This is a genomic window from Paracoccus sp. SSJ (assembly GCF_030234105.1).
Classification (GTDB): Bacteria; Pseudomonadota; Alphaproteobacteria; order Rhodobacterales; family Rhodobacteraceae; genus Paracoccus; species Paracoccus denitrificans.
The window spans coordinates 227106-250734 of record NZ_JASSPE010000004.1 but is presented as its reverse complement, the minus strand read 5'-3'; the positions used below and the strand labels follow the sequence as shown (position 1 = coordinate 250734).

Genomic DNA, 23629 nt, shown 5'->3' with positions numbered 1-23629 from the left:
CTAAACTTATTTCAACTCTATGTCTAAACTTATTTTGGCACAAAGAAGGGCGACGGGATGACGGTTATCTGGGCGGAACGGGCCTTGCTGCCCGATGGATGGGCAGAGAATGTCCGGGTGACGGTCGATCAGGGCCGAATCGCCGCGGTGGAAAAGGACGCGGCACCGCAAGGCCATCGCACCGGCCTGCTGCTGCCGGCCCTGGCGAACCTGCACAGCCACGCCTTTCAGCGCGCCATGGCCGGGCTTTCCGAGGCCAGGGGCCCCGAGCCGCGCGATACCTTCTGGACCTGGCGGCAGATCATGTATCGCTTCCTCGACCACCTGACGCCCGAGGATGTCGAATCCATCGCCGCGCTGGTGCAGATGGAGATGCTGGAGGCCGGTTATGCCACCAATGTCGAGTTCCATTATCTGCACCACCGCCCCGGCGGCGGGCATTACGACAACATCGCCGAAATGGCCGAGCGCATCACCGCCGCCGCCGGCCGCACCGGCATCGGCTTGACCCTGCTGCCGGTGCATTACCAGTTCGGCGGCGTGGACCGCCGGCCGCTCGCCCCCGGCCAGAACCGCTTCGGCACCACGCCCGAGGAATTCGTGCGGCTGGTCGAGGGGGCCGAGGCCGCGCTGCGCACCCTTCCCGCCGACGCCGGCATCGGCATTGCCCCGCACAGCCTGCGCGCCGTCAGCCCCGAGGCCCTGCAGGCCTGCGTGGCGCTGCGCCCCGGCCGGCCACTGCACATGCACCTGGCCGAGCAGGTGCCCGAGATCGAGGAAATCAGCGCCGCCTATGGCCGCCGTCCGGTCGAATGGCTTCTGGACAACCACCAGCCCGACCGGCGCTGGACGCTGATCCACCTGACCCACATGACCGAGGACGAGACGCGCCGGCTTGCCGCCACCGGCGCCGTGGCGGGGCTCTGCCCGATCACCGAATCGTCCCTGGGCGACGGCATCTTCAACGGCACGATCTGGGCCGAGGAAAACGGCCGCATCGGCTTCGGCTCGGACAGCAACATCCGCATCTCGCTGGTCGAGGAATTGCGGACGCTGGAATACAGCCAGCGCCTGCGCGACCGCGGCCGGGCGATCCTGGCCACGCCGGGACGCTCGACCGGCCGGGTGATCTACGAGGCGGGGCTGGACGGCGGCGCCACGGCGGCGGGGCGCGAGACCGGGGCGATCCGGCCGGGCCTCTGGGCCGATCTGGTCTCGGTGGGGCTGGACAATCCGGTCATGGCGGGACGCCAGGGCGACCAGATGCTCGACAGCCTGGTCTTTGCCGGCCATGACGGGCTGGTCCGCGACGTCTGGTCGGCGGGCCGCCATGTCGTGCAGGGCGGCAGGCATATGGACCGCGACCGCATCATCGCCGATTATCTGGCGACCATCGCCCGGCTTCAGGACCGCATGTGACCGAAAGAAACTCCTCCAAGGCGCAAGCCATCACCAGCGAGGTGCGCCGCCGCATCGTGGATCGCGAATGGCGGCAGGGCGACCGCATCCCGGACGAGGCGGAACTGGCCGTCGAATTCGGCGTCGCCCGCGCCACGGTGAACAAGGCGCTGCAAATGCTGGCCGAGGAAGGGCTTCTGGACCGCAAGCGCCGCGCCGGGACGCATGTGACGGTCAACCCGGCGCGCAAGGCCGTGTTGACCATCCCCATCGTGCGCGAACAGATCGAGCAGGCGGGGATGGAATACAGCCACCGCGTCGTCGCGCAACGCCGCAGCCCGCTGCCGGCCGAGATCGCCGCCCGCATGTCCCTGCCCGAAGGATGCGAACTGATCCACCTGCGCACCGTGCATTACGGCGACGACAAGCCCTTCCAGGCCGAGGACCGCTGGATCAACCCCGCCGCCGCGCCCGGCGCCGAGGCGGTGGATTTCCAGCGCATCACCGCCAACGAATGGCTGGTCAGGAATTTTCCCTGGCTGCATGCCGACATGGCGTTCTCGGCCGAGAACGCCAGCGCCCGCGACGCCCGGCTGCTGGAGACCCGGCAGGGCACCGCGCTCCTGATCCTCACACGCACCACCTTCAACGATCTGGGCGCCATCACCTCGGTCCGGGTGGCCTTTCATCCCGGCTATGCCATGATCGCAACGCACTAGGGCCCGCGCCGGCTTCACTTTATGCGGTCCTTCGCCTAATAGGCTGGCAATCCCAAAAAGGAACAGCCATGGCCAGCGCCAATCTCAACATCATGATCAAGGCCGCGCGCAAGGCGGGCCGCAGCCTCGTCAAGGACTTCCGCGAGGTCGAGAACCTTCAGGTCTCGGTCAAGGGCGCGGGCGACTTCGTCAGCCGCGCCGACCGCGAGGCCGAGCGCATCATCAAGGAAGAACTGCGCACCGCACGGCCCAACTATGGCTGGATCGGCGAGGAAACCGGCGAAGAGGCGGGCGAGGACCCGACCCGCCGCTGGATCGTCGACCCGCTGGACGGCACCACCAACTTCCTGCACGGCCTGCCGCATTGGGCGGTCAGCATCGCGCTGGAGCACAAGGGCGAGATCGTCGCCTCGGTGGTCTTCGACGCCGCCAAGGACGAGCTGTTCACCGCCGAGCGCGGCGACGGCGCCTTTCTGAACGACCGCCGCATCCGCGTCTCGGGCCGCCGGCAGATGATCGAATCGATCTTCGCCACCGGCGTGCCCTTTGCCGGGCGCGGCACCCTGCCTGCCACGCTGCGCGACCTCAGCCGGCTGATGCCGCTGACCGCGGGCGTCAGGCGCTGGGGCGCGGCCTCGCTGGACCTGGCCTATGTCGCGACCGGCCGCTACGAGGGCTATTGGGAACGCGGCATCAAATCCTGGGACGTGGCCGCCGGCATCCTGCTGGTGAAAGAGGCCGGCGGTTTCGTCGAATCGATCCGCCCCGACCAGAGCCCGGTCGAATCGGGCTCGATCGTCGCCGCCAATCCGCAGCTTTTCGACGAATTCGCGGGACTGGTGCGTCAACGCGACTGAGCCCGGCTTGACCTTTCCCGCCGGCAAGGGCATGGGCGAATCTCACGCCCGGGATTCGCACCATGCCCAATAATCGCCAGACGGGGCCGCTGATGGCCCCGGCAGCCCGCCCGCCTGCCGTGCCGCCGCCGCTTGCGGCGCCGCGCAACGACCGACAGGGCACGGCGATCCTGCTGATCTGCGCCTCGGCGCTGATCTTTGCGGCGCAGGACGGCATCTCGCGCTATCTGGGCGCGGCCTATTCTCCGATCTTCGTCATCATGCTGCGGTTCTGGTTCTTCGCGGCATTCGTCATCCTGCTGTGCGCCCGCGCACCGGGCGGGCTCGGCCGCGCCATGCGCTCGAAGCGGCCATGGACGCAGATCTTCCGCGGCGTGCTTCTGGTGGCAGAGGTCGTGGTCACGGTCGAGGCCTTCGTGCGGCTGGGCCTGATCAACACCCATGCGATCTTTGCCTGCTATCCGCTGCTGATCTCGGCGCTGTCGGGGCCGTTCCTGGGCGAAAAGGTCGGCTGGCGCCGCTGGGTTGCGGTCGCGGTGGGCTTTGCCGGCATCCTGATCGTGCTGAAACCGGGCAGCGGCGTCTTCAGCGCCGATGCGGTGCTGCCCTTCGTCGGCGCGGCCATGTTCGCGGTCTATGGCCTGCTGACCCGGCTGGTCGGGCGCGACGATCCGGCCATGGTCAGCTTTTTCTGGACCGGCATCGCCGGGGCCGTCGCCATCACCCTGGTCGGCGTCTGGCATTGGGAACCCATCGCCGGGCGCGACATTCCCTGGCTTCTGCTGCTGTGCCTGACGGCGGTGGTGGCGCATTTCATGCTGATCAAGGCCTATGAGCTGGCAGAAGCCTCGGCCTTGCAGCCGTTTTCCTATACCCAGCTGGTCTGGGTCAGCATCTTCGGCGTAGTGATCTTTGGCGAGACGCTGGCGCCGAACGTCGCCACAGGCGGGCTCATCGTCGTCGGCGCCGGCCTCTTCACCTGGTGGCGCGCACGCCAGCGCGAGCGGGCCGGACAGGGTTGAGCGGCACGGCGCTGGCCTCCTCGACCGGGGCCGGGCCCAAGACCTCGGCCAGCACCCCGCCCGCGGCATAGCCGGCCAGCGTGCGCACAGGCATCAGCGGCCGGGCGGAACGCGCCAGCCGGACCGGCGGCTGCGCAGGCGCAGGCTTCACGCCGCCGCCCGTCAGATCCCAGCTCGGCACCAGCGGCACCGGCGCCCCCTTGATGCGGGCGCGATAGATGGGCAGCGCCTCGGCCACCCGCATGACATAGTTGCGGGTCTCGTCGAAGGGGATCATCTCGACCCAATCGACCGGATCGACCTCGCCGCGCAGGTCGCCGAACTCGCCCAGCCAGCGGGCCGAGCGGCCCGGCCCGGCATTGTAGCCCGCCGCGACCAGCGCGATCGAGGGGCCGAAGCGTTCGCGCAGCCCTGCCAGATAGGCCGCGCCCAGCCGCGCGTTATAGGCGGCATCGCGGGTCAGCCGCGCCTGCTCGAAAGGCTCGCCGATACGCCGCGCCATGGAACGCGCGGTATCCGGCATGACCTGCATCAGCCCCAGCGCGCCGGCATGCGAAGAGACGGTATGGTTGAACTCGCTTTCGCGCCGGGCGATGGCCATGACCAGCTCGGGCGGCAGGCCCAGTTCGCTGTTCTCAAGGCCCGTCAGCGGAAAATAGGCGGCCGGATAGACCGCGCCCTTGGCGGCGGCGGCCTTGGCCAGCCGCAGCGCGTGCCAGGGCAGCCGCATCTCAAGCATCATCCGCGCCATGCGGCCGATATCCTCGGGCGCAGCGGTCTCGGCCAGGTGCAGGAAGAAGCGCGCGCCCTGATCGGGCTCGCCCGCCGCGACCAGCCAGGTACCGGCCTGCCAGACCGGGTTGGTGCGCAAGAGGCTGCCGCGCCAGTCGGGCAGGCTGGCCTCGCTGCGCCCGGCGACGGCCAGGTCGGGCAGCATCGGCAGGCCCAGCCTTTCCGCGGCAAGCTGCCCATACCAGGCCGATTGATAGCCGGCGGCGCGGGCATAGGCCGCGTCCGCGCCCGGCCCGTCGCCCTTGGCCTCCAGCGCGCGGCCCTGCCAGTAATGGGCGCGGGACAGCGAGATCGGGCTCGCCACCGCCCTTTCCAGCGTCTGGAAATGCCCAAGCGCCCGGTCGGCCGCACCGCCGCGCAGCGCGCCGTAGCCCGCGAGCCATTCCAGATCCGAATAGGCATCGCTGCCCGGCGGCAAGAAATGCCCCGCCGCCAACCTTTCGGCCAAGGCCCAGTCGCCCTGCCGCAACGCCAGCCGGGCGTAATCGGCGCGCTTGCCGGCCCAGGCGGCGGGGTCGCGCAACGCCTCGGCGCTGGTCGAGCGTTCCAGCATCAGTTCGCGCGCCAGTTCCGGCATCTTGGCCCAGACCCGCCAGCGGAAACGGTCCAGCGCAAGCCCCGCATCCCCCCGTTGCGCGCCCGGCAGGGCCAGGATCAGCGTATCCACCCCGGCCTGCCCCGATTGCAGCGCCAGCCGTGCGCGGCCCAGGGCCTGCGCGGGGGCCGAGGCCATGGGCAGCACCACCTGCGCCGCCTGCCATTCGCCCAGGTCCAGAAGCCGCATCAGCCGCGCGTCGTGCAACCCCGCGACCTCGGTGCCATGCGCGGCCAGAAAGGCGTCGGCCTCGGGCTTGGTCAGCGCCTGCTCGGTCCAGAAGCGCGCGATCTCGGCCTTGGCGGCCGGCGGATCGGTCGCCTGCAAGGCCGCGATCAGCGCCATGGCACCGTTCAGCGTGTCGGGGCGGCGGGGGCCGAACCATTCGATCACCTCGGCCGGCGGCAGGTCGGCGCGCAGCACCGCATCGCCGCGCTTCCAGAACAGCGCCATGCCGGGCCAGTCGCGGTTGCGGGCGGCAAAGTCGCGATATTCCGGCCAGCTGCCCTGCCCGGCCCGCAGCCGCTGCCACTGGATCAGGTCGCGGGCGATGGGACCCGAGGCGTCGGCCTCGGCCGTCGCGGTCGTCCAGTCGCGCATCGCCGCCGCGGCCAGCGCACGCGACAGGTGCCCGGCATCCTCGGCCCCGGTCGGTTGGGCAAGGCTTAGGGCAAGGGCCAGCAGCGGCGCCAGGAGCCTGTCACGGAAAGGATACATCATGCCCCCATTTCTGCGAGGTTCCGCCGGGCGGCGCAACTCACATCCTTGGCAATCCGCGCGCCCGGATGTAAGCCGCCATAAGAGGCAAATTCAGGATACCCACATGTTCAAAGGCTCGCTGCCCGCGCTGGTCACGCCCTTCACCCCGGATGGGGAGTTGGATCTCCCCGCGCTGGAAAAGCTTGTCGAGTGGCATGTCGAACAGGGCAGCCACGGGCTGGTGCCCGTCGGCACCACCGGCGAAAGCCCGACGCTGAGCCATGAGGAGCACCGCCAGGTCATCGAGGAAGTGGTGCGCATGGCCGCCGGCCGCATCCCGGTCATCGCCGGCGCCGGCTCGAACTCGACGCGCGAGGGCATCGGGCTGGTGCAGCACGCGCAGGCCGCGGGTGCCGACGCGGCGCTGGTGGTGACGCCTTATTACAACAAGCCGACCCAGGCCGGGCTGATCGCGCATTACACCGCGCTGCACGATGCCAGCGACCTGCCGATCATCATCTACAACATCCCCGGCCGCTCGGTCATCGACATGCTGCCCGAAACCATGGGCGAGCTGGCGAAGCTGCCGCGCATCATCGGCGTCAAGGACGCGACCGGCAAGCTGGAGCGCGTCTCGATGCAGCGCGCCGCCTGCGGCAAGGATTTCGTCCAGCTTTCGGGCGAGGACGCGACCGCGCTCGGCTTCAACGCCCATGGCGGAGTGGGCTGCATCTCGGTCACGGCGAATGTCGCGCCGAAGCTTTGCGCCGCGTTCCAGGAGGCGACGCTGGCCGGCGACTACGCCAAGGCGCTGGACTATCAGGACCGGCTGATGCCCCTGCATGTGGCGATTTTCCTGGAGCCGGGCGTTTCCGGCGCAAAATATGCGATGTCGCGGCTGGGTCTTTGCAGCGAACGGGTGCGCCTGCCGCTGGTCGGGCTGACCGACGCCACCAAGGTGCGCATCGACGAGGCGCTTGCCCATGCCGGGCTGATCTGAACGGCGATCAGAACGGATGAAGGGGCGGGTTTGCCGCCCCTTTTCCATATCAGGGTTCCGCCGCCAGCCGCGCGGCGATCACCCAGCCTTCGTTGTCCTGTCTGAGACGCCAGCTTTTGCGCACGATCCGGGTGCCGCGCGCGGTGCGATAGGCGGCGATGTCCAGCACCGGCCCGGACGTCTGGGTCACGGTAAGCCGCCCCGGCACCTCGATGCCGTCGGAAAAGCCCACGATCACGTCCCGGTCGCGGTCGGGCACGCCGTCCGGCAGCGCCAGCCGGCAGCCGCGATAGGCATGCGTATCCCGCAGCAGGACACGCATCGGTCCCTATTCGCCGGCGCGGCGATCGACCAGGCTTTCCTTGTCCGGGTCGCAGAAGGTCGCCCAGTCCTTGTCGGGCGCCGGGCGGGGCAGTTCGTCGCGGCTCCAGCCCAGATGCATATGCGCCTTGGCGATGAAATAGCCGGTGACCGGCGCGGTCAGGAACAGGAACAGCGTGATCAGCAGCTCGTGCCAGGTCAGCACCCCATGCCGCGCCGGGAACCAGATCAGCGAGGCGATCAGCACCGCCCCCACGCCCAGCGTCGCCGATTTCGTCGGCGCATGCAGCCGGGTCATCGGATCGGGCAGCTTGACCAGCCCATAGGAGCCGACGAGGCCGAAGAACCCGCCCACCACCACCAGCACCGAGACGACGATTTCCGCGATCATGCCCGCCCCCTATTCGATGATGTCGCCGCGCAGGACGAATTTCGCGTAAGCCACGGTCGAGATGAAGCCGACCATGGCGAACATCAGCGAGGCCTCGAAATACATCGTGGTCCCCTTGTCGATGCCGAACAGCGTCAGAAGAGCGATCACGTTGATCGCCATGGTGTCCAGCGCCAGCACCCGGTCCGACAGGCCCGGCGCGAAGACCACGCGGTAAAGGCAGAACAATAGCGCCAGCCCAAAGCAGCCATAGGCGAAGAAAAGCGCATAAGCGATCATTCGAAGATCTCCTTCAGCCGGGCCTCGTAGCGGGTCTTGATCTCATCCAGCACCGCATCCGGGTCGGGGGCGTGCATGGCGTGGACCAGCAGCGCGCGGCCGTCCTCGGACAAGTCGCAACTGACCGTGCCGGGGGTCAGGGTGATGGTCGCGGCCAGCGCGGTGATCGCCTCGGGGTGGCGCAGGTCCAGCGGCACGGCGATCCAGGCGGGCCGGAGCGCGCGGCGCGGCGTGAACAGCACGATCCGCGCGACGGCGAAATTCGCCTTGGCGATGTCCCACAGCACGATGGCCAGATAGGCCGGGATCTTGTGGGGCGCGCGATAGCCCTTTGCGCCGGGCCAATAGGGCGCGGTGATCAGCGGCACCACCACGCCGATGATCGCGGCAAAGACCAGCGAGCCCACGGCCCAGCGGTTGACCAGGGCCATCCAGACCAGGACCAGCGTGACCGACAGCCAGGGATGCGGGAACAGGCGGCGGATCATTTCGTGCCCTCCTGCCCTTCCAGCACCGCCGAGACATAGGCGTCGGGGTTGTGAAGCTGCGCCGCCGTCGCCTCGGCCAGCCGCATGGCGGGGCCGGCGAAAGCGGTCAGCGCGACGATGCCCGACAAGAGCAGCACCACCGAGGCGACCGCCAGCCAGTTCGCCGGCGCATCGCCAAGATCCTGGATCGGCTCGTCCGGCTCCAGCTTGGGACCGCCCGCGGTTGCGGGGGCGGGCACGGGGGCGGAGGCCATTGCGGGGGCTGGACCAAGCTGGAAGCTTTTCCAGAACAGGATCGAACCGGCGCGCGACAGGGCATAGATCGCGACCAGCGAGGTGATCAGGATGGTGGCCCAGATCCAGACCATCGCCGGCGCCGCCCCGGTCGCCTGCATCACCAGGAGCTTGCCGATGAAGCCGGAAAACGGCGGCATGCCGACCACGGCGATGGCCGCGGTGAAATACAGCGCGGCAACCAGCCCATTGCCCGGCATCACCCGATCCAGCCGCAGCCACAGATCGCCCCGGCGCGCTCCGACCATGTCCATGATCAGAAACAGCGCGCCTGCCGCCAGCGTCGAGTGGATCATGTAATAGACCGCCGCCGAGGTGCCCTGCAGCGTGAACTGCGCCACCGCGATCATCAGCGTCCCGATCGAGCCGATGGCGGCGAAACCGGCCAGCCGGCCCAGATGGCGGGTGCCGAGGATGCCGATCTGCCCGATGGCCAGCGTGAACAGCGCGGCGGGCAGAAGCAGATCGGCCACCACGCTTTCGATCACCCCATCCTGCGGAAAGACCAGCGTGAAGAAGCGGATGATGCCATAGACCCCCACCTTGGTCATGATGGCGAACAGCGCCGCCACCGGCCCCGGCGCATTGGCATAGGTCGAGGGCAGCCAGAAATGCAGCGGCACCAGCGCCGCCTTGACGGCAAAGACCAGCATCAGCAGCACCGCGCCCACGCGCAACAGCGCGGTGTCCTCGGCCGGCATCGCCGCCACGCGCAGCGCCATGTCGGCCATGTTCAGCGTGCCGGTAACCGAATAGAGCACCCCCAGCGCCGCCAGGAACAGGGTCGAGCCGGCAAGGTTGTAGGCGACGTATTGCACCCCGGCGCGCAGCCGCATCTCGCCCCCGCCATGGATCATCAACCCATAGCTGGCGATCAGCAGGATCTCGAAGAACACGAACAGGTTGAAGGCGTCGCCGGTCAGGAAGGCGCCGCAGACGCCCATCAGCTGGAATTGCCAGAGCGCATGGAAATGACGGCCCTTGCGGTCCCAGCCCGAGCCCATGGCGTAAAGCTGGACCGCCAGCGCCAGCACGGCCGTCAGCAGCAGCATCAGCGCTGCCAGCCGGTCCAGCATCAGGACGATGCCGAAGGGCGCGGCCCAGTTGCCCAGGCGATAGACCTGCACCTCGCCGCCCGCGGCGAGCACGTTCAGGTAAAGCGCCACCCCGGCCAGAAGCGCGGTCCCGACAATCGAGAACACCCGCTGCAACAGCAGGTCGTTGCGCATCCACAGGATGATCAGCGGCCCGATGACGGCGGGCAGGATGACGGGGGCGATGATAAGGTGGTTCATGCGTCGCCATCCCCCGGCAGGCGGTCGGCGCGCGGCATGTCGACGCGGTCGTCGCCCCCCTCGAGGAAAGCCCCCAGCGCCATCATCACCACCACCGCCGTCATCCCGAACGAGATCACGATGGCGGTCAGGACCAGCGCCTGCGGCAGCGGGTCGGTATAGACCTCCACCCCCTTTTGCAGGACCGGCGGCGCGTTGACCACCAGCCGCCCGGTCGAGAACAGGAACAGGTTGATGGCATAGCTGAGCATGGTCATGCCCAGCACCACGGCAAAGCTCCGCAGGCGCAGGATCAGATAGACCCCTGCGGCGGTCAGCATCCCGATCGCGCTCGACAGCAGAAGTTCCATCAGCGCCTCGCCTCCTTGCTGGGGTCGATGTCCATGGGGTCCAGGTTTACCGTCTCGCCCGCCTGCCGCGCGATCCGCGACAGCGAGTTCAGCGCCAGCATCACCGCCCCCACCACGCACAGGAACACGCCCAGGTCGAAGCCCATGGCCGAGGCCAGTTCGAATTCCTCGATCCCCGGCAGCTTCACATAGCCATAGGCCGAGCTCAGGAAGGGCAGCCCGGCGAACCAGGCGCCGATGCCGGTCAGACCGGCGGCGATGACGCCGGCGCCGATCAGGGCGTGATAGTTGATCTTTTGCCGCTCCTGCGTCCAGGCAAAGCCCGAGGCCATGTATTGCGACACCAGCGCCACCGAGACCACCAGCCCGGCGACGAAGCCGCCGCCCGGCATGTTGTGGCCGCGCAGGAAGATATACAGCCCGACCACCAGCGAGATGGGCAGGATCAGCCGCGTCACCACCACCAGCGTCAGCGGATGGCGGTCGCCGGCGCGGCGGCTGTCATGGACCCAGTTGCGCAGCCGTCGGCCGCTTGCGCCCGCCAGCAGCGTCTCGGTCAGGGCGAATATGGTCAGCGCGGCGATGCCCAGCACGGTGATCTCGCCGAAGGTGTCGTAGCCGCGGAAGTCCACCAGGATCACGTTCACCACGTTGTCGCCTCCGCCCAGCTTGTAGCTGTTCGCCAGCATGTATTCCGAGATCGACGGAAACGCGAAATCGCTGCGCATGATGACATAGGCCAGCGCCCCGAAGCCGAGCCCGGTTACCGTGGCGATAAAGGCGTCCATGCCGCGCTTGCGGTCGCGGCTGTCGATCACGGTGAACTTGGGCAGGAAATTCAGCGCCAGCAGCAGCAGGACCACCGTGACCACCTCGACCGAGATCTGCGTCAGCGCCAGGTCGGGGGCCGAAAGATAAATGAAGCTGACCGAGACCATCAGCCCGATGATCCCGACCAGCACCAGCGCCAGGATGCGCCGGCGGTGAAAGGCGACCATGCAGCAGGTCGCCACCATCAGGGCCGCCCAGCCGACCAGCGGCACCGGCTGGACCGGCAGCATCGGCCGGGTCGCGCCCTGCCAGCCTCCGGTCGAAAAGGCCCAGAGCCCGCAAAGCACGACGGTCAGCGCAAAGGCGGCAAGGGCGCGCGACATCGACCCGTTGGTCAGCCGGTCGGTAAAGAACCCCGCCGCACAGGTCGCGGCGCGGGTGATGGCGTCGAAGATCGCCTTGGCGTCGGGCCAGGCGATGGCGGCGCGGGCCGCCAGCATCGGACGATTCAGCGCCAGCAGCACCGCCCCGCCGGCCAGGGCGGCGGCTGACAGCGCCAGCGGCAGGTTCAGCCCGTGCCACAGCGCCAGATGCGGATGCTGGGCGGTGCCGGTGACGGCGCTGGCCGAAACCTCGACCAGCCAGCCGGCCATGCTGCCCGGAAACAGCCCGATCAGCACCACCAGCACCGCCAGAAGCGCCGGGGCGGACCACAGGCCGAAGCCCGGATCATGCGGCTTGTGCGGATAGTCGTCCCGCTCGGGTCCGAAGAACACCTGCCAGACGAAGCGCAGCGAATAGCAGACCGAGAACAGCGCCCCCAGCGTCGCCATCGCAGCCATCAGCCACGGATTGCCCTGCCAGACGGCATGGGTCGCCTGTTCCAGCATCAGTTCCTTGGACAGGAATCCGTTCAGCGGCGGAATGCCCGCCATGGACAGCGCGGCGATGGTGCCGATGGCGAAGGTCACCGGCATCAGCCGGCGCAAACCGCCCAGCCGGGCGATGGAACGCGTGCCCGTCTCGTGGTCGATGATGCCGGCGGTCATGAACAGCGCCGCCTTGAAGGTGGCATGGTTGACGATGTGAAAGACCGCCGCCACCGCCGCCGCCTCGGTGCCGAAGCCCAGCAGCATGGTGATCAGCCCCAGATGCGAGACGGTGGAAAAGGCCAGCAGCGATTTCAGGTCGTCGCGGAAGATGGCGATCCAGGCCGCCAGCACCATGGTCACAAGCCCGGTCGTGGCGACGATGTAGAACCATTCCGGCGTCCCCGACAGCACCGGCCACAGCCGCGCCATCAGGAACAGCCCGGCCTTCACCATGGTCGCGGAATGCAGATAGGCCGAAACCGGCGTCGGCGCCGCCATGGCGTGCGGCAGCCAGAAATGGAACGGGAACTGCGCCGATTTGGTGAATGCGCCCAGCAGGATCAGCAGCAGCGCCGGCAGGTAATACGGGCTGGCCTGGATCGCCTCGCGCGCCTGCAGGATGTCGCCGATGTCGAAGCTGCCGGCGATATTGCCCAGGATCAGCATGCCCGCGATCATGGCAAGCCCGCCCATGCCGGTCACGGTCAGCGCCATGCGGGCGCCCTGCCGCCCCTCGGGCAGATGCTTCCAATAGCCGATGAGCAGGAAGGACGACAGCGAGGTCAGCTCCCAGAACACCAGCAGCAGCAGGATGTTGTCCGACAGCACGATGCCCAGCATCGCGCCCTGGAACAGCATCAGATAGGCATAGAACACGCCCGCCGGATCGTTCCTCGACAGGTAATAGCGCGCATAGGCGATGATCAGCAGGCCGATCCCCAGGATCAGGATGCCGAACAGAAGGCCCAGCCCGTCGATGCGGAAATTCGCGTTCAGTCCCAGCGAGGGCAGCCATTCGAACCGCGCCGTGATCACTTCGCCCGCCATGATCGCCGGGATGTGCAGGCAAAGGCCCAGGAGCGCGATGAATGTCGCCGTCGCGCAGGAGACGGCCGCGACATCGCGTCCCGAGCGGATCAGCAATCCGGGCAACAGCGCCCCGATGAACGGAAGCGCGGCGATCAGTGCTGGCGACATTGTCCCTCGTCCCTTTTCATGCACCTCTGTTCGCGGCGGGGGGCTCCGATGTCAAGCCAATGACAAAGCAACTAGGCGATGTTCGCCTTTCGTGCTAACCCTTGGCCAAAACAAGGGAACAGGCATGAAGATCATCGGCATAGACCCCGGCCTGCGGAACATGGGCTGGGGGGTGATCGCGGTCGAGGGGCCGCGCCTGCGGCATCTGGACAATGGCATCGTCCATTCCGAGGCGGGCGATCTGGGACCGCGCCTTGCCGCGCTTTATCGCGGGCTTTGCGCGGTGATCGCCCGGCACGCCCCCGATGCCGCCGCGGTCGAGCAGACCTTCGTGAACAAGGACGCGCTCGGCACGCTCAAGCTGGGGCAGGCGCGCGGCATCGCCCTCCTGGCCCCGGCCGAGGCGGGGCTGGAGATCGGCGAATACGCCCCGAACGCGGTCAAGAAGGCCGTGGTCGGCGTCGGCCATGCCGCCAAGGAGCAGATCCAGCACATGGTCCGCTTCATGCTGCCCGGCGTCGAATTCGCCGGGCCGGACGCCGCCGATGCCCTGGCCGTGGCGATCTGTCACGCCCATCACCTGCAGGGCCGCGCCTTGCGAATCAAGGCAAGCGCATGAGGGCCGGGCAATGATCGGACGCATCGCCGGAGTGATCCTGCATCGCGCGCAGGACCATGTGCTGATCGACGTGCGCGGCGTGGGCTACATCGTCCATGTCAGCGAACGCACCGCCGCCAACCTGCCCCCTGCCGGGCAGGCGACCGCGCTTTACACCGAATTGCTGGTGCGCGAGGACCTGTTGCAGCTGTTCGGCTTTCCCACGCTTCTGGAAAAGGAATGGCACCGGCTGCTGACCTCGGTGCAGGGCGTCGGCGCCAAGGTGGCGCTGGCGATCCTGGGCACGCTGGGACCGGACGGGCTGTCGCGCGCGCTGGCGCTTGGCGACTGGTCGGCGCTGAGGAAAGCCCCCGGCGTCGGCCCGAAACTGGCGCAGCGCGTGGTGATGGAGCTCAAGGACAAGGCGCCGGCCGTCATGGCGCTTGGCGGGGCGCTGACTGTCGATCCCGGCCCGCTGCCCGAGGTCGAGCTGGTCGAGGCCGCCGTCCCCGCGCCAGTCCCGGCAAAAGCGGCGCCCTCTTCGGCGCAGACGACGGCGGATGCGCTCTCGGCCCTGGGGAATCTGGGTTATGCTCCGTCCGAGGCCGCATCGGCGGTGGCCGAGGCTGCGGCACGGGAACCCGCCGCGCCGACCGCGGCGTTGATCCGCGCAGCCCTGCGGCTGCTGGCGCCCAAGGAGTAAGGACGATGACCGGGAACCTGCGCACCTTCATCCTGATGGCCGCCCTGACCGCACTGGTCATGGGCATGGGCGGGCTGATCGGCGGCCGGGGCGGAGCGGTGATCGCACTGGTGATCGCCGGGGCGGGCAATCTCTTCGCCTGGTGGAACAGCGACAAGATGGTCCTGCGCCAGCAGGGCGCGCATCTGGTCACCCGCCAGCAGGCGCCGGAACTGGTCGACATGGTGGCGGCGCTGGCGCAGCGCGCGAACCTGCCGATGCCCAAGGTCTATGTGCTGGAAACCGAACAGCCCAACGCCTTCGCCACCGGCCGCAACCCGGAAAACGCCGCCGTCGCGGTGACGCAGGGCATCATGCGGGTGCTGAACCGCGACGAGCTGGCCGGCGTGATCGCGCATGAGCTGGCGCATATCAAGCATCGCGACACGCTGACCATGACCGTCACCGCCACCATGGCCGGCGCCATCGCCATGCTGGGCAACATGCTGATGTTTTCGTCCATGTTCGGCGGGCGCGACGACAATCGCGGCAGCGGGCTGGCGGCGATCCTCGCCATGATCTTCGCGCCCATGGCGGCGGGGCTGGTGCAGATGGCGATCTCGCGCACCCGCGAATACGAGGCCGACCGCATGGGCGCCGAGATCTGCGGCCGGCCGATGGCGCTGGCCGGCGCGCTGGCCAAGATCTCGCGCGCGGCAGGCCAGGTTGTGAACATCCCGGCCGAAAGGAACCCCGCCTCGGCCAGCATGTTCATCGTGAACCCGCTGCACGCGCTGCGCATGGACCGCCTTTTCGCCACCCACCCGCCGACCGAAGAGCGCATCGCCCGGCTGCAGGCCATGGCCTCGGGCGCCCCGGCCTCGGGCCCCTGGGGCACGCGATGAGCCAGCCCGACCCGATGCTGCGCCCCGAACCGCTGGAAAGCGACGGCGAGGACCGCGCGCTGCGCCCGCAACGGCTGGAAGATTTCGTCGGCCAGGCCGAGGCGCGGGCGAACCTGCGCGTCTTCATCGAAAGCGCCCGGATGCGGGGCAAGGCCATGGATCACACGCTGTTCCACGGCCCGCCCGGCCTTGGCAAGACCACGCTGGCGCAGATCATGGCGCGCGAGCTGGGCGTCAACTTCAAGATGACCTCCGGCCCGGTGCTGGCGCGCGCGGGCGATCTCGCCGCGATCCTGACCAATCTGGAAGCTCGCGACGTGCTATTCATCGACGAGATCCACCGCATGAACCCGGCGGTCGAAGAGATCCTCTATCCGGCGATGGAGGATTTCGAGCTGGACCTGGTGATCGGCGAGGGGCCGGCGGCGCGAACCGTACGGATCGAGCTGCAACCCTTTACCCTGGTCGGCGCCACCACCCGCCTTGGCCTGCTGACCACGCCGCTGCGCGACCGCTTCGGCATCCCGACGCGGCTGCAATTCTATACCATCGAGGAGCTCGACCTGATCGTGACCCGCGGCGCCCGGCTGATGGGCATCCCCTCGGAACCCGAGGGCACGCGCGAGATCGCCCGCCGCGCCCGCGGCACGCCGCGCATCGCCGGCCGCCTGCTGCGCCGGGTGGTCGACTTCGCGCTGGTCGAGGGCGACGGCCGACTGACCCGCAAGATCGCCGATTCGGCCCTGACCCGGCTTGGTGTCGATCACCTGGGGCTCGACACCGCCGACCGCCGCTATCTGACGCTGATGGCCGAGCATTACGGCGGCGGCCCGGTCGGGGTCGAGACGCTTTCGGCCGCGCTGTCGGAAAGCCGCGATTCCATCGAGGAAGTGATCGAGCCCTATCTGATGCAACAGGGGCTGGTCAGCCGCACCCCACGCGGCCGGATGCTGGCGCGGCTCGGCTGGCGGCATCTGGGCCTCGACGCCCCCCGCACGCAGGAGAGCCTGTTCGATGAATGACCTGGAAAGCCGCATCCGCACCAGTTTCGACCGCCAGAGCATGATGCGCACGCTGGGCGCGCGGCTTGCCCTGATCGAACCCGGGCGAATCGCCATCACCGCGCCGATCCTGCCCACATCGCTGCAACAACATGGCGCGGGCCATGCCGGCCTGACCTTCAGCATCGGCGATTCGGCCGCGGGCTACGCCGCGCTGACCCTGATGCCCGAGGCAGCCGAGGTCATGACGGTCGAGATGAAGATCAACCTGATGTCCCCCGCGACCGGCGACCAGCTGGTGGCCGAGGGCCGGGTGATCCGCCCCGGCCGCCGCATCATGGTCGTCACCGCCGATGTCTGGGCCGAAACCGGCAAGACGCGCAAGCATGTCGCCATGCTGCAGGGCACGATGATCCCGGTCTGACGCTTGTCGGGGCCTGATCTGCGGCAGGCTTGCCGCCTAGCCTTGCTTCGGGACGGAAAGCACCCGGTCCTCCTGGGCGATGAAATGCTCCATCATCACGCGCCAGAGTTGCTCGGCCAGGTCTGGGTCCAGCCCATGCTCGGCCGCCAGGGTGCGGGCATTGGCGGCAACCTCCTCGACGCGGCTGTCGATGCGGGCCGGCAGATTCTCGCGGGCCTTGATCCGCGCCGCTTCGTCGATCAGGGCCGAACGCTCGGCCAGAAGCGCCACCAGCCGCGCATCCAGCGCGTCGATGCGCGTGCGCAATTCATGCATGGCAGAGTTCGGCGGCAGTTCAGGTTCGGATCGGCTCATGCCCGTCCCATGCCCCGCCCCGCCGTCCTACGCAAGCCCCGGCTGTAGCCAAATTACCGCAGTCGATCGGCGGATTTCCGCTCAAGACGGAACGGCATGGCGAGAATCGGCGTTCTGGTTTCAACTGACAAAAGGGGATCTTCCCCGTTTCTTGCGAGGTCACCGGATGAAGGTTGCCAGCTTCGTGATCAATGTGGGTTTCGGCCTGGGCGTGGCCCTGGGTGCCGTGGCGCTTCTGCTGCTCTGACCAGTCGCAGCCCCGTTCAGCTTTCGCCAATGCAAAGCCCCCGGACCTGCGCCCGGGGGTTTCCCTGTTTCCAATACGCGTTCAGCCTTGGGGCTGGGGCGCCGCATCAGGCGCTGGCTTGGCCGCCCCTGCCCGCGGAATCGCGCTGACCGACGGAATCGTGGAGCCGGGCGCATCGTCGTCGCCGCCCAGCGGCTCGCCCCGGATCACCCGGCCGATATCCTCGCCGGTCAGGGTCTCGTATTCGAGGAGCCCCTTGGCGAGGCGCTCGAACTCTTCCTCCTTCTCGATCAGGATGCGGTAGGCTTCGCGATAACCCTCTTCGATGAGGTCATGGACCTCTTTCTCGATCAGCTCCTTGGTCGCCGCCGAAACCGAGAAGCCGCCGGTATTGCCGGAATAGCCCTCATGCGCCTCGGCATAGTCGATGTTGCCGACCTTGTCGGACATGCCCCAGCGCATCACCATGGCGCGAGCTAGCTGGCTGGCCTGCTGGATGTCGCCGGCCGGGCCGTTCGAGACGCCCTCCTCGCCGTATTTGATGATCTCGGCCGCCTTGCCGGCCATGGTCATGGCCAGCTTCTGCTTGGCCTCGTCCTTGTGATAGTTCAGCCGGTCCATTTCGGGCAGGCTGACCACCATGCCAAGCGCGCCGCCGCGCGGAATGATCGTCGCCTTGTAGACCGGGTCGCATTTCGGCAGCGACAGGCCGACGATGGCATGGCCGGCCTCGTGATAGGCGGTCTTTTCCTTCTGCTCGGGGGTCAGGACCATGCTGCGGCGCTCGACACCCAGCATCACCTTGTCCTTGGCGTTCTCGAAATCCTCCATGGTGACGAAGCGGCGGCCGATGCGCGCGGCCATCAGGGCGGCCTCGTTCACCAGGTTCATCAGGTCGGCGCCGGAAAAGCCCGGCGTGCCGCGCGCGATGATGCGCAGGTCCACGTCGGGACCGACAGGCACCTTGCGCGAATGCACGCCAAGGATCTTTTCGCGGCCCTTGATGTCGGGGTTCGGGACATAGATCTGGCGGTCGAAGCGGCCGGGACGAAGCAAGGCCGGGTCCAGCACGTCCTTGCGGTTGGTGGCGGCGATGATGATGACGCCCTCGTTGGCGTCGAAGCCGTCCATCTCGACCAGCAGCTGGTTCAGCGTCTGCTCGCGCTCGTCGTTGCCGCCGCCGATGCCGACGCCGCGGGCACGGCCCACCGCGTCGATCTCGTCGATGAAGACGATGCAGGGGGCGGATTTCTTGGCCTGTTCGAACATGTCGCGCACGCGCGAGGCACCGACGCCGACGAACATCTCCACGAAATCAGAACCCGAGATGGTAAAGAACGGCACCCCCGCCTCGCCGGCGATGGCGCGGGCGAGCAGCGTCTTGCCGGTGCCGGGCGGGCCGACCAGCAGCGCGCCTTTCGGGATCTTGCCGCCCAGGCGGCTGAATTTCTGCGGGTTGCGCAGGAATTCGACGATCTCCTCCAGTTCCTCCTTGGCCTCGTCGATGCCGGCCACGTCGTCGAAGGTCACGCGGCCATGCTTTTCCGTCAAGAGCTTGGCACGCGACTTGCCAAAGCCCATGGCCCCGCCCTTGCCGCCGCCCTGCATCCGATTCATGAAGAAGATCCACACGCCGATCAGCAGGATGAAGGGCAGCCAGACGCCCAGAAGCGACATGAAGCCCGATTGCTGCTGGCGCTCGACCTTGACGTCGACGCCCCGGTCGATCAGGCGGTTCGCGAGCTCCTCGCCCTGCGGCCGGACGGTGGCGAACAGCTTGCCGTCCTTGTCGGTGATGCCGACATTCTCGCCATCTATGGTGACGGCGGAGATCTCATCCTTTTCCACCCGCTGGATGAAATCGGAATAGCTGATCTGGCGGCTGTTCATCTGGGCCGATCCGTCGCTGAACAGATTGAACAGCGCCAGGATCATCAGAAACAGCACGACCCAGAAGGCGATATTGCGCGCGTTGCCCAAAGGCATGTCCTCCGCGGGTAAACAGGCTTTCGCTTGAAAATAGGGATTCCGGCGTCAGGTTCAATGCGTATAGAGCAGGGCGCGGAATTCCTTCACCCCGCGCAGCGGCTTTGCGCCATATCCCGGGGCGGGACGCAGCACCGGCGCCGCGATCAGCCGGTCCCCCGCCCAGATGCCGGGGCTGGCCGCGGCCTCGTCCCGCATCAGCCCGGCGCCGCGCCAGTCGAATCCCGGCAGCGGCTCATGACCAAGCGCGCGCACCTGATCGCCGGGCCGCAGGCAAGCGACCTGCCAGCGCCGGTCCCAGATCACCTCGGCGCCCTCGGCGGCGGGACTGCGCAGGGCGGCGGCGGGTTCGCGGACCAGCCACAGAAAACCGTCGCGCGGCTCGGCGATCACGCCCTCCAGCGTCAGCCGCCCGCCGTCCTCCAGCACCGCCAGCGCATGCAGCAGCGGCCCGCGCCGGGGCGGGTAATCGGAACCGCCGACAAAGCGCAGCCCTGCGACAAGAAGCCGCCGCCGGATCTCCAGCGGCGCTGCGCGAAAGGCGTCCAGCGGCAGCGCCAGCGATCCGGCGCGGCTTTGCGCGCCCTCGGCCACCCGCGAAGCAAAGTCGCACAATGCATCCCGCGCCATGGCCAGATTCGCCGCCGATTGCGCCAGCTGCCGCATCGGCAGGTCCAGCGCTGCGATAGCCTTGCGGACCCGCACCCGCTCGAAATCCTCGTTCTCGTTCGAGGGGTCGTCGGCCCAACCCAGCCCGCGCGCGGCCAGCCAGTGCCGCAGATCGGCGCGGCCGATCTCCAGCATGGGGCGCAGCCAGGTCACGCCGAACGCCTCGCGCATAGGGGCCATGGCCGACAGTCCATCCATCCCGGCGCCCCGGTTCAGGCGCATCAGCAGCGTCTCGGCCTGATCGTCCAGCGTATGGCCCAGAAGCACGGCGGACAGCCCGTGCCGCCCGGCCCAACCGGCCAGCAATTGCAGCCGCGCCTCGCGCGCCGCCGCCATCAGGTTGCCGCCGCCCTGGCGCGTCCAGCGCAGCGTTTCATGGGGGATGCCCAGGGCGGCAGCAGCCAGCCCGGCCTGCCGCGCCTCGTCGGCCGAGCCGGGACGCAACCCGTGATCGACCGTCGCCGCCAGCAGGCGCGCACGGCCCCAGCCATGGGCCAGATGCATCAGGGCGGTGGAATCGCCGCCGCCCGACAGGGCAATGCCAAGCGTGGGGCGATGGCCGGCCAGACGGTCCAGCGCGGCGTGAACCCGCGCCGCGACCGGCTTAGCCGTCATCCGCCAGATCCGCCGCAGCCTCGGGGTCCAACTCCCCGGCAGGGTCCTCATCGACCGGCGCGTCGCAGCCGGTATCGGCGATGCGCCGCTCGGCCTCGGCAGCCTGCGGAGCGCTGGGGAAGCGGGCGATGATTTCCTGAAGATAGAAGCAGCCTTCCTGCGGGCCGGCCTTGGCCGACATGGCCCGCGACAGGCCCAGCAGCGCATCCGCCGCCTGCGGCCCGTTCGGGTTGGCGGCAAAGCTTTCCAGCCAGGCCACGCCCGCCCCTTCCAGATCGCCTGCGGAATCAAGCGCCGTCCCGCGCAGGAACAGCGCCTCGGCGGTCAGCGGGCCGCCAACATGGGTTTCGGCAATGGCCGCAAAGAGCTCTGCAGCACGACGAAAGTCACCTTGACCGAGCACCTCCCGGGCCCGGTCGAAATCGGCCTTTTCCGCCGCGGTCGCGGCAGCCCCGGCCGAAGGGGGTTTGGACTGTGTCAGCGCACCCTGCTGGTCCGAAGACGGCAAGGGTGCCGACCCGCCGCCCTGCGCGCCCAGCGTCGGCGTGGTCAGGCTGCCAAGGTCGCAGCCCTCCTCCATCTCGCAAAGGCGGAACTCGATGTCGCCGATGCGGGTGGTGCCGTCCCTGACGATGCGGTCGATGCGGTTCTGGAGCTGCTCGGTCTGGCCGGTCAATTGCGCCAGCCGCGCCTCCATGGCGTTCATGCGGTCGATGGCGCTGTCGCCGCCCGCCGCCGCAAAGCCCGCCGGCCCCGAGGCGACGAGCTGCGCGCGCAGACTTTGCAGGTCCGCCGAAAGCTGGTTCAGCTCGGTCCGGATGTCGGCCAGGGTCTGTGCGTCCTGCGCCGCCACGGGCCAGGCCGCCAGCGCGAGCCCCGCCGCGAGAAGCAACCCCCTGAAACCCCGGGCAGCCATCACATGCCCGCCCCGGGGCTGACCACCGTCACGGCACGGCGGTTCTTGGTAAAGCATTCCTCGGTCGAGCAGATCGCCAGCGGGCGCTCCTTGCCATAGCTGACGGTGCGCAGCCGACCCGGCGCGATGCCTTGCGAAATCAGGTATTCCTGCACCGAATTCGCCCGGCGCGCACCCAGGGCGAGGTTGTATTCGCGGGTGCCCTGCTCATCGGCATGGCCCTCGATCACCGCGGCGAAACCGGCATTCTGGTTCAGCCAACCGGCCTGATTGGCCAGGATCACCCGCGCCTCGGGGGTCAGGGTGGACTGGTCCAGCGGGAACAGGACCGTGTCGCCGACGCTGGCCTTGAAATACTCGGCGCTGCCCGGCAGCACCGAGGCGCCGACGCCCGAGGCGCCGCCCGCACCGGCATAGGGGTCCTGGATCTGCATGTCCTGCGCGGGCCGGGCGCAGGCCGCCAGCGCGAGAATGGCGCCAACCGCGGCAATTTTCATGAAAGTTTTCATTATCCTGTCCATCTCACGCAATTCAGGGCAGCAGCGGCCCCCAATCGGGGTCCGAAGCTGCGCCGTTGATCTTGACCGGACGCATGTTGCGCCCCGTGATATCCACCGAATGCAGGCGCGGCTGGCCGTCGCCGCCCGGAGTCACCCGCGTGAACATCACGACGCGCCCATTGGGGGCCCAAGTCGGTCCCTCGTCAAGGAACGATTCCGTCAGCATTTTTTCTTCCGAACCGTCGGTGCGCATCACGCCGATGTGGAACTTGCCGCCGACCTGCCGGGTAAAGGCGATCATGTCGCCGCGCGGCGACCAGACCGGGGTGCCATAGCGCCCCTCGCCAAAGCTGATCCGCCGCGGTTCGCCCCCGTTCGCGCCCATGACGTAAAGCTGCGGCGTGCCCGAGCGGTCGCTCTCGAACACGATCTGCTTGCCGTCGGGGCTGTAGCTGGGCGAGGTCTCGATCGACGGGGCGTTGGTCAGCGCCCGCTGCGCGCCGGTGGCGGCGTCCATCTGGTAGATGTCGGTATTGCCGTTCTGTTCCAGCGAATAGACGATCCAGCGCCCGTCCGGCGAAAAGCGGGGCGAAAAGCTCATCGTGCCCTGCTGGCCCGCGCCAAGCTGGCGGGCGGCGAGCGAGTTCACGTCCATCATCATCGCCTGCGGGAAGCCCGTGGCATAGCTGGTGTAAAGCAGCCGCGAACCGTCCGGCGAAAAACGCGGCTTCAGGACCAGCGTCGAATCGTCGGTCAGCCATTTCACGTTGGCGCCGTCGTAATCCATGATGCCGATGCGCTTGCGGCGCGCGTCCTTGGGGCCGGTCTCCTGCACGAAGGCGACGCGGCTGTCGAAATAGGGGCCCTCGCCCGTCAGCCGCGAATAGACCTGGTCGGCGGCCTTGTGCGCGGCGCGGCGCCAGTTGCCGGTCGAGGCATCGAACTGCATGCCGTCGCCCAGCGGCTGGCCGGCAAAGACGTCGAACAGGCGGAACTTGACGACGACCTTGCCGCCCTGGACCTTGACCGAGCCGGTGATCAGCGCCTGCGCGTTGATCGCCTTCCAGTCCTCGTAGGACACGGGCGCCTCGAAGCTTTCGGGACGCGCGATATGGGCGCTGGCCGGGATCTCGCGGAAAAGGCCGGTGCCGGTCAGGTCGGCGGCAATCAGGTTCTGCACCTGCGCCAGGTATTCGCCCGCCCCGCCCTCGTCGTGAAAGCGGGCGATGGCAAAGGGCATCGGCTCGATCACGCCATCGGTGATCTCGATCCGCAACGGCCCGTCCTGCGCCAGCACGGGCGCGGCAAGACCAAAGCCGGCAAGGGCCATGACGGAAGTCAGCAGGAATTTACGCAACATGTTTCGCCCTCTGGAGGTCTTGGCTGCAGGAT

The 23629-nt window shown here is 68.3% G+C and carries 24 protein-coding genes; 10 read left to right on the top strand and 14 right to left on the bottom strand.

Annotated elements, in window-relative coordinates; translation table 11 throughout:
• Nucleotides 1-57: 57 nt before the first annotated feature.
• The 4 genes from QPR87_RS06455 to QPR87_RS06440 all read left to right on the top strand — a co-directional run bounded on the left by QPR87_RS06455 (nt 58) and on the right by QPR87_RS06440 (nt 3996).
• Entirely contained in the window at nt 58-1419 is a 1362-nt protein-coding gene (locus QPR87_RS06455; protein WP_285048795.1) for a formimidoylglutamate deiminase, read from the top strand.
• Complete coding sequence (gene hutC / locus QPR87_RS06450) at nt 1416-2117, top strand: histidine utilization transcriptional repressor HutC (protein WP_011747053.1); 702 nt, start codon at nt 1416-1418, stop codon at nt 2115-2117. Before QPR87_RS06455 ends, hutC begins: the two co-directional genes overlap by 4 nt.
• 68 nt (nt 2118-2185) lie before the next feature.
• Nucleotides 2186-2974 (top strand): inositol monophosphatase family protein, encoded by a 789-nt coding sequence (locus QPR87_RS06445; protein WP_011747052.1) that lies wholly within the window; start codon nt 2186-2188, stop codon nt 2972-2974.
• 62 nt (nt 2975-3036) lie between these two features.
• Nucleotides 3037-3996, top strand: a complete 960-nt coding sequence (locus QPR87_RS06440) for a DMT family transporter (RefSeq protein WP_285048794.1) — start codon at nt 3037-3039, stop codon at nt 3994-3996.
• On the opposite strand, the gene QPR87_RS06435 is transcribed toward QPR87_RS06440, so the two are convergent.
• Nucleotides 3950-6103 (bottom strand): lytic transglycosylase domain-containing protein, encoded by a 2154-nt coding sequence (locus QPR87_RS06435; protein ID WP_285048793.1) that lies wholly within the window; start codon nt 6101-6103, stop codon nt 3950-3952. The genes QPR87_RS06440 and QPR87_RS06435 overlap by 47 nt on opposite strands.
• Nucleotides 6104-6206: 103 nt before the next feature.
• Between QPR87_RS06435 and dapA the strand changes: the two genes are divergently transcribed.
• Complete coding sequence (gene dapA, locus QPR87_RS06430; protein ID WP_011747049.1) at nt 6207-7082, top strand: 4-hydroxy-tetrahydrodipicolinate synthase; 876 nt, start codon at nt 6207-6209, stop codon at nt 7080-7082.
• 49 nt (nt 7083-7131) lie between these two features.
• Here dapA and QPR87_RS06425 read toward each other — a convergent pair whose 3' ends face one another.
• Genes QPR87_RS06425 through QPR87_RS06395 form a run of 7 tightly spaced genes read right to left on the bottom strand, consistent with a single transcriptional unit; the run spans nt 7132 to nt 13340 of the window.
• On the bottom strand, nt 7132-7404 hold the full coding sequence (locus QPR87_RS06425) for a hypothetical protein (protein WP_104491283.1): 273 nt from the start codon (nt 7402-7404) through the stop codon (nt 7132-7134).
• 6 nt (nt 7405-7410) lie between these two features.
• Nucleotides 7411-7794 carry a Na+/H+ antiporter subunit G gene (locus tag QPR87_RS06420; RefSeq protein ID WP_285048792.1) on the bottom strand — a complete coding sequence of 128 codons (384 nt, stop codon included), beginning with the start codon at nt 7792-7794 and terminating at the stop codon, nt 7411-7413.
• A gap of 9 nt (nt 7795-7803) precedes the next feature.
• Nucleotides 7804-8073 carry a K+/H+ antiporter subunit F gene (locus tag QPR87_RS06415; RefSeq protein WP_011747046.1) on the bottom strand — a complete coding sequence of 90 codons (270 nt, stop codon included), beginning with the start codon at nt 8071-8073 and terminating at the stop codon, nt 7804-7806.
• Nucleotides 8070-8561: a Na+/H+ antiporter subunit E gene (locus QPR87_RS06410; RefSeq protein ID WP_285048791.1), complete on the bottom strand. Its 492-nt coding sequence runs from the start codon at nt 8559-8561 to the stop codon at nt 8070-8072. Before QPR87_RS06410 ends, QPR87_RS06415 begins: the two co-directional genes overlap by 4 nt.
• Entirely contained in the window at nt 8558-10150 is a 1593-nt protein-coding gene (locus QPR87_RS06405) for a monovalent cation/H+ antiporter subunit D (protein ID WP_285048790.1), read from the bottom strand. Before QPR87_RS06405 ends, QPR87_RS06410 begins: the two co-directional genes overlap by 4 nt.
• A complete protein-coding gene (locus tag QPR87_RS06400; protein WP_011747043.1) occupies nt 10147-10500 on the bottom strand; it encodes a Na+/H+ antiporter subunit C in 354 nt (117 codons plus the stop codon). The genes QPR87_RS06405 and QPR87_RS06400 overlap by 4 nt, the downstream gene beginning before the upstream one ends.
• Entirely contained in the window at nt 10500-13340 is a 2841-nt protein-coding gene (locus QPR87_RS06395) for a monovalent cation/H+ antiporter subunit A (RefSeq protein WP_230998580.1), read from the bottom strand. The genes QPR87_RS06400 and QPR87_RS06395 overlap by 1 nt, the downstream gene beginning before the upstream one ends.
• 124 nt (nt 13341-13464) lie before the next feature.
• Between QPR87_RS06395 and ruvC the strand changes: the two genes are divergently transcribed.
• Genes ruvC through QPR87_RS06370 form a run of 5 tightly spaced genes read left to right on the top strand, consistent with a single transcriptional unit; the run spans nt 13465 to nt 16950 of the window.
• Complete coding sequence (gene ruvC, locus QPR87_RS06390) at nt 13465-13959, top strand: crossover junction endodeoxyribonuclease RuvC (protein ID WP_285048789.1); 495 nt, start codon at nt 13465-13467, stop codon at nt 13957-13959.
• A 10-nt stretch (nt 13960-13969) separates the two neighbouring features.
• Entirely contained in the window at nt 13970-14641 is a 672-nt protein-coding gene (ruvA, locus tag QPR87_RS06385) for a Holliday junction branch migration protein RuvA (RefSeq protein WP_104491280.1), read from the top strand.
• Between the two features lie 5 nt (nt 14642-14646).
• Nucleotides 14647-15525: a zinc metalloprotease HtpX gene (gene htpX, locus QPR87_RS06380; protein WP_285048788.1), complete on the top strand. Its 879-nt coding sequence runs from the start codon at nt 14647-14649 to the stop codon at nt 15523-15525.
• On the top strand, nt 15522-16547 hold the full coding sequence (ruvB, locus tag QPR87_RS06375; RefSeq protein WP_011747038.1) for a Holliday junction branch migration DNA helicase RuvB: 1026 nt from the start codon (nt 15522-15524) through the stop codon (nt 16545-16547). The genes htpX and ruvB overlap by 4 nt, the downstream gene beginning before the upstream one ends.
• Nucleotides 16540-16950: a PaaI family thioesterase gene (locus tag QPR87_RS06370; RefSeq protein ID WP_285048787.1), complete on the top strand. Its 411-nt coding sequence runs from the start codon at nt 16540-16542 to the stop codon at nt 16948-16950. Before ruvB ends, QPR87_RS06370 begins: the two co-directional genes overlap by 8 nt.
• 36 nt (nt 16951-16986) lie before the next feature.
• On the opposite strand, the gene QPR87_RS06365 is transcribed toward QPR87_RS06370, so the two are convergent.
• From QPR87_RS06365 to tolB, 6 genes are all read right to left on the bottom strand, one after another.
• The gene (locus QPR87_RS06365) at nt 16987-17304 is read right to left on the bottom strand and encodes a chorismate mutase (RefSeq protein ID WP_011747036.1); all 318 of its coding nucleotides are present in this window, start codon (nt 17302-17304) and stop codon (nt 16987-16989) included.
• A gap of 328 nt (nt 17305-17632) precedes the next feature.
• Nucleotides 17633-19531: an ATP-dependent zinc metalloprotease FtsH gene (gene ftsH / locus QPR87_RS06360; RefSeq protein WP_285048814.1), complete on the bottom strand. Its 1899-nt coding sequence runs from the start codon at nt 19529-19531 to the stop codon at nt 17633-17635.
• A 60-nt stretch (nt 19532-19591) separates the two neighbouring features.
• The gene (gene tilS / locus QPR87_RS06355) at nt 19592-20821 is read right to left on the bottom strand and encodes a tRNA lysidine(34) synthetase TilS (protein WP_285048786.1); all 1230 of its coding nucleotides are present in this window, start codon (nt 20819-20821) and stop codon (nt 19592-19594) included.
• The gene (locus QPR87_RS06350; protein ID WP_041529770.1) at nt 20811-21737 is read right to left on the bottom strand and encodes a tetratricopeptide repeat protein; all 927 of its coding nucleotides are present in this window, start codon (nt 21735-21737) and stop codon (nt 20811-20813) included. The genes tilS and QPR87_RS06350 overlap by 11 nt, the downstream gene beginning before the upstream one ends.
• Complete coding sequence (pal, locus tag QPR87_RS06345) at nt 21737-22246, bottom strand: peptidoglycan-associated lipoprotein Pal (protein WP_041529769.1); 510 nt, start codon at nt 22244-22246, stop codon at nt 21737-21739. Before pal ends, QPR87_RS06350 begins: the two co-directional genes overlap by 1 nt.
• 22 nt (nt 22247-22268) lie before the next feature.
• Nucleotides 22269-23597 (bottom strand): Tol-Pal system beta propeller repeat protein TolB, encoded by a 1329-nt coding sequence (gene tolB / locus QPR87_RS06340; RefSeq protein ID WP_041529768.1) that lies wholly within the window; start codon nt 23595-23597, stop codon nt 22269-22271.
• Nucleotides 23598-23629: the final 32 nt, after the last annotated feature.

What these genes read in the sequence shown, in the direction of transcription:
- QPR87_RS06455 (WP_285048795.1), top strand. Translation starts at nt 58, where the DNA reads ATGACGGTTATCTGGGCGGAACGGGCCTTGCTGCCCGATGGATGGGCA.
- QPR87_RS06445 (WP_011747052.1), top strand. Translation starts at nt 2,186, where the DNA reads ATGGCCAGCGCCAATCTCAACATCATGATCAAGGCCGCGCGCAAGGCG.
- QPR87_RS06440 (WP_285048794.1), top strand. Translation starts at nt 3,037, where the DNA reads ATGCCCAATAATCGCCAGACGGGGCCGCTGATGGCCCCGGCAGCCCGC.
- QPR87_RS06435 (WP_285048793.1), bottom strand. Translation starts at nt 6,103, where the DNA reads ATGATGTATCCTTTCCGTGACAGGCTCCTGGCGCCGCTGCTGGCCCTT.
- dapA (WP_011747049.1), top strand. Translation starts at nt 6,207, where the DNA reads ATGTTCAAAGGCTCGCTGCCCGCGCTGGTCACGCCCTTCACCCCGGAT.
- QPR87_RS06425 (WP_104491283.1), bottom strand. Translation starts at nt 7,404, where the DNA reads ATGCGTGTCCTGCTGCGGGATACGCATGCCTATCGCGGCTGCCGGCTG.
- QPR87_RS06420 (WP_285048792.1), bottom strand. Translation starts at nt 7,794, where the DNA reads ATGATCGCGGAAATCGTCGTCTCGGTGCTGGTGGTGGTGGGCGGGTTC.
- QPR87_RS06415 (WP_011747046.1), bottom strand. Translation starts at nt 8,073, where the DNA reads ATGATCGCTTATGCGCTTTTCTTCGCCTATGGCTGCTTTGGGCTGGCG.
- QPR87_RS06410 (WP_285048791.1), bottom strand. Translation starts at nt 8,561, where the DNA reads ATGATCCGCCGCCTGTTCCCGCATCCCTGGCTGTCGGTCACGCTGGTC.
- QPR87_RS06405 (WP_285048790.1), bottom strand. Translation starts at nt 10,150, where the DNA reads ATGAACCACCTTATCATCGCCCCCGTCATCCTGCCCGCCGTCATCGGG.
- QPR87_RS06400 (WP_011747043.1), bottom strand. Translation starts at nt 10,500, where the DNA reads ATGGAACTTCTGCTGTCGAGCGCGATCGGGATGCTGACCGCCGCAGGG.
- QPR87_RS06395 (WP_230998580.1), bottom strand. Translation starts at nt 13,340, where the DNA reads ATGTCGCCAGCACTGATCGCCGCGCTTCCGTTCATCGGGGCGCTGTTG.
- ruvC (WP_285048789.1), top strand. Translation starts at nt 13,465, where the DNA reads ATGAAGATCATCGGCATAGACCCCGGCCTGCGGAACATGGGCTGGGGG.
- ruvA (WP_104491280.1), top strand. Translation starts at nt 13,970, where the DNA reads ATGATCGGACGCATCGCCGGAGTGATCCTGCATCGCGCGCAGGACCAT.
- htpX (WP_285048788.1), top strand. Translation starts at nt 14,647, where the DNA reads ATGACCGGGAACCTGCGCACCTTCATCCTGATGGCCGCCCTGACCGCA.
- ruvB (WP_011747038.1), top strand. Translation starts at nt 15,522, where the DNA reads ATGAGCCAGCCCGACCCGATGCTGCGCCCCGAACCGCTGGAAAGCGAC.
- QPR87_RS06370 (WP_285048787.1), top strand. Translation starts at nt 16,540, where the DNA reads ATGAATGACCTGGAAAGCCGCATCCGCACCAGTTTCGACCGCCAGAGC.
- QPR87_RS06365 (WP_011747036.1), bottom strand. Translation starts at nt 17,304, where the DNA reads ATGAGCCGATCCGAACCTGAACTGCCGCCGAACTCTGCCATGCATGAA.
- tilS (WP_285048786.1), bottom strand. Translation starts at nt 20,821, where the DNA reads ATGACGGCTAAGCCGGTCGCGGCGCGGGTTCACGCCGCGCTGGACCGT.
- QPR87_RS06350 (WP_041529770.1), bottom strand. Translation starts at nt 21,737, where the DNA reads ATGGCTGCCCGGGGTTTCAGGGGGTTGCTTCTCGCGGCGGGGCTCGCG.
- pal (WP_041529769.1), bottom strand. Translation starts at nt 22,246, where the DNA reads ATGAAAACTTTCATGAAAATTGCCGCGGTTGGCGCCATTCTCGCGCTG.
- tolB (WP_041529768.1), bottom strand. Translation starts at nt 23,597, where the DNA reads ATGTTGCGTAAATTCCTGCTGACTTCCGTCATGGCCCTTGCCGGCTTT.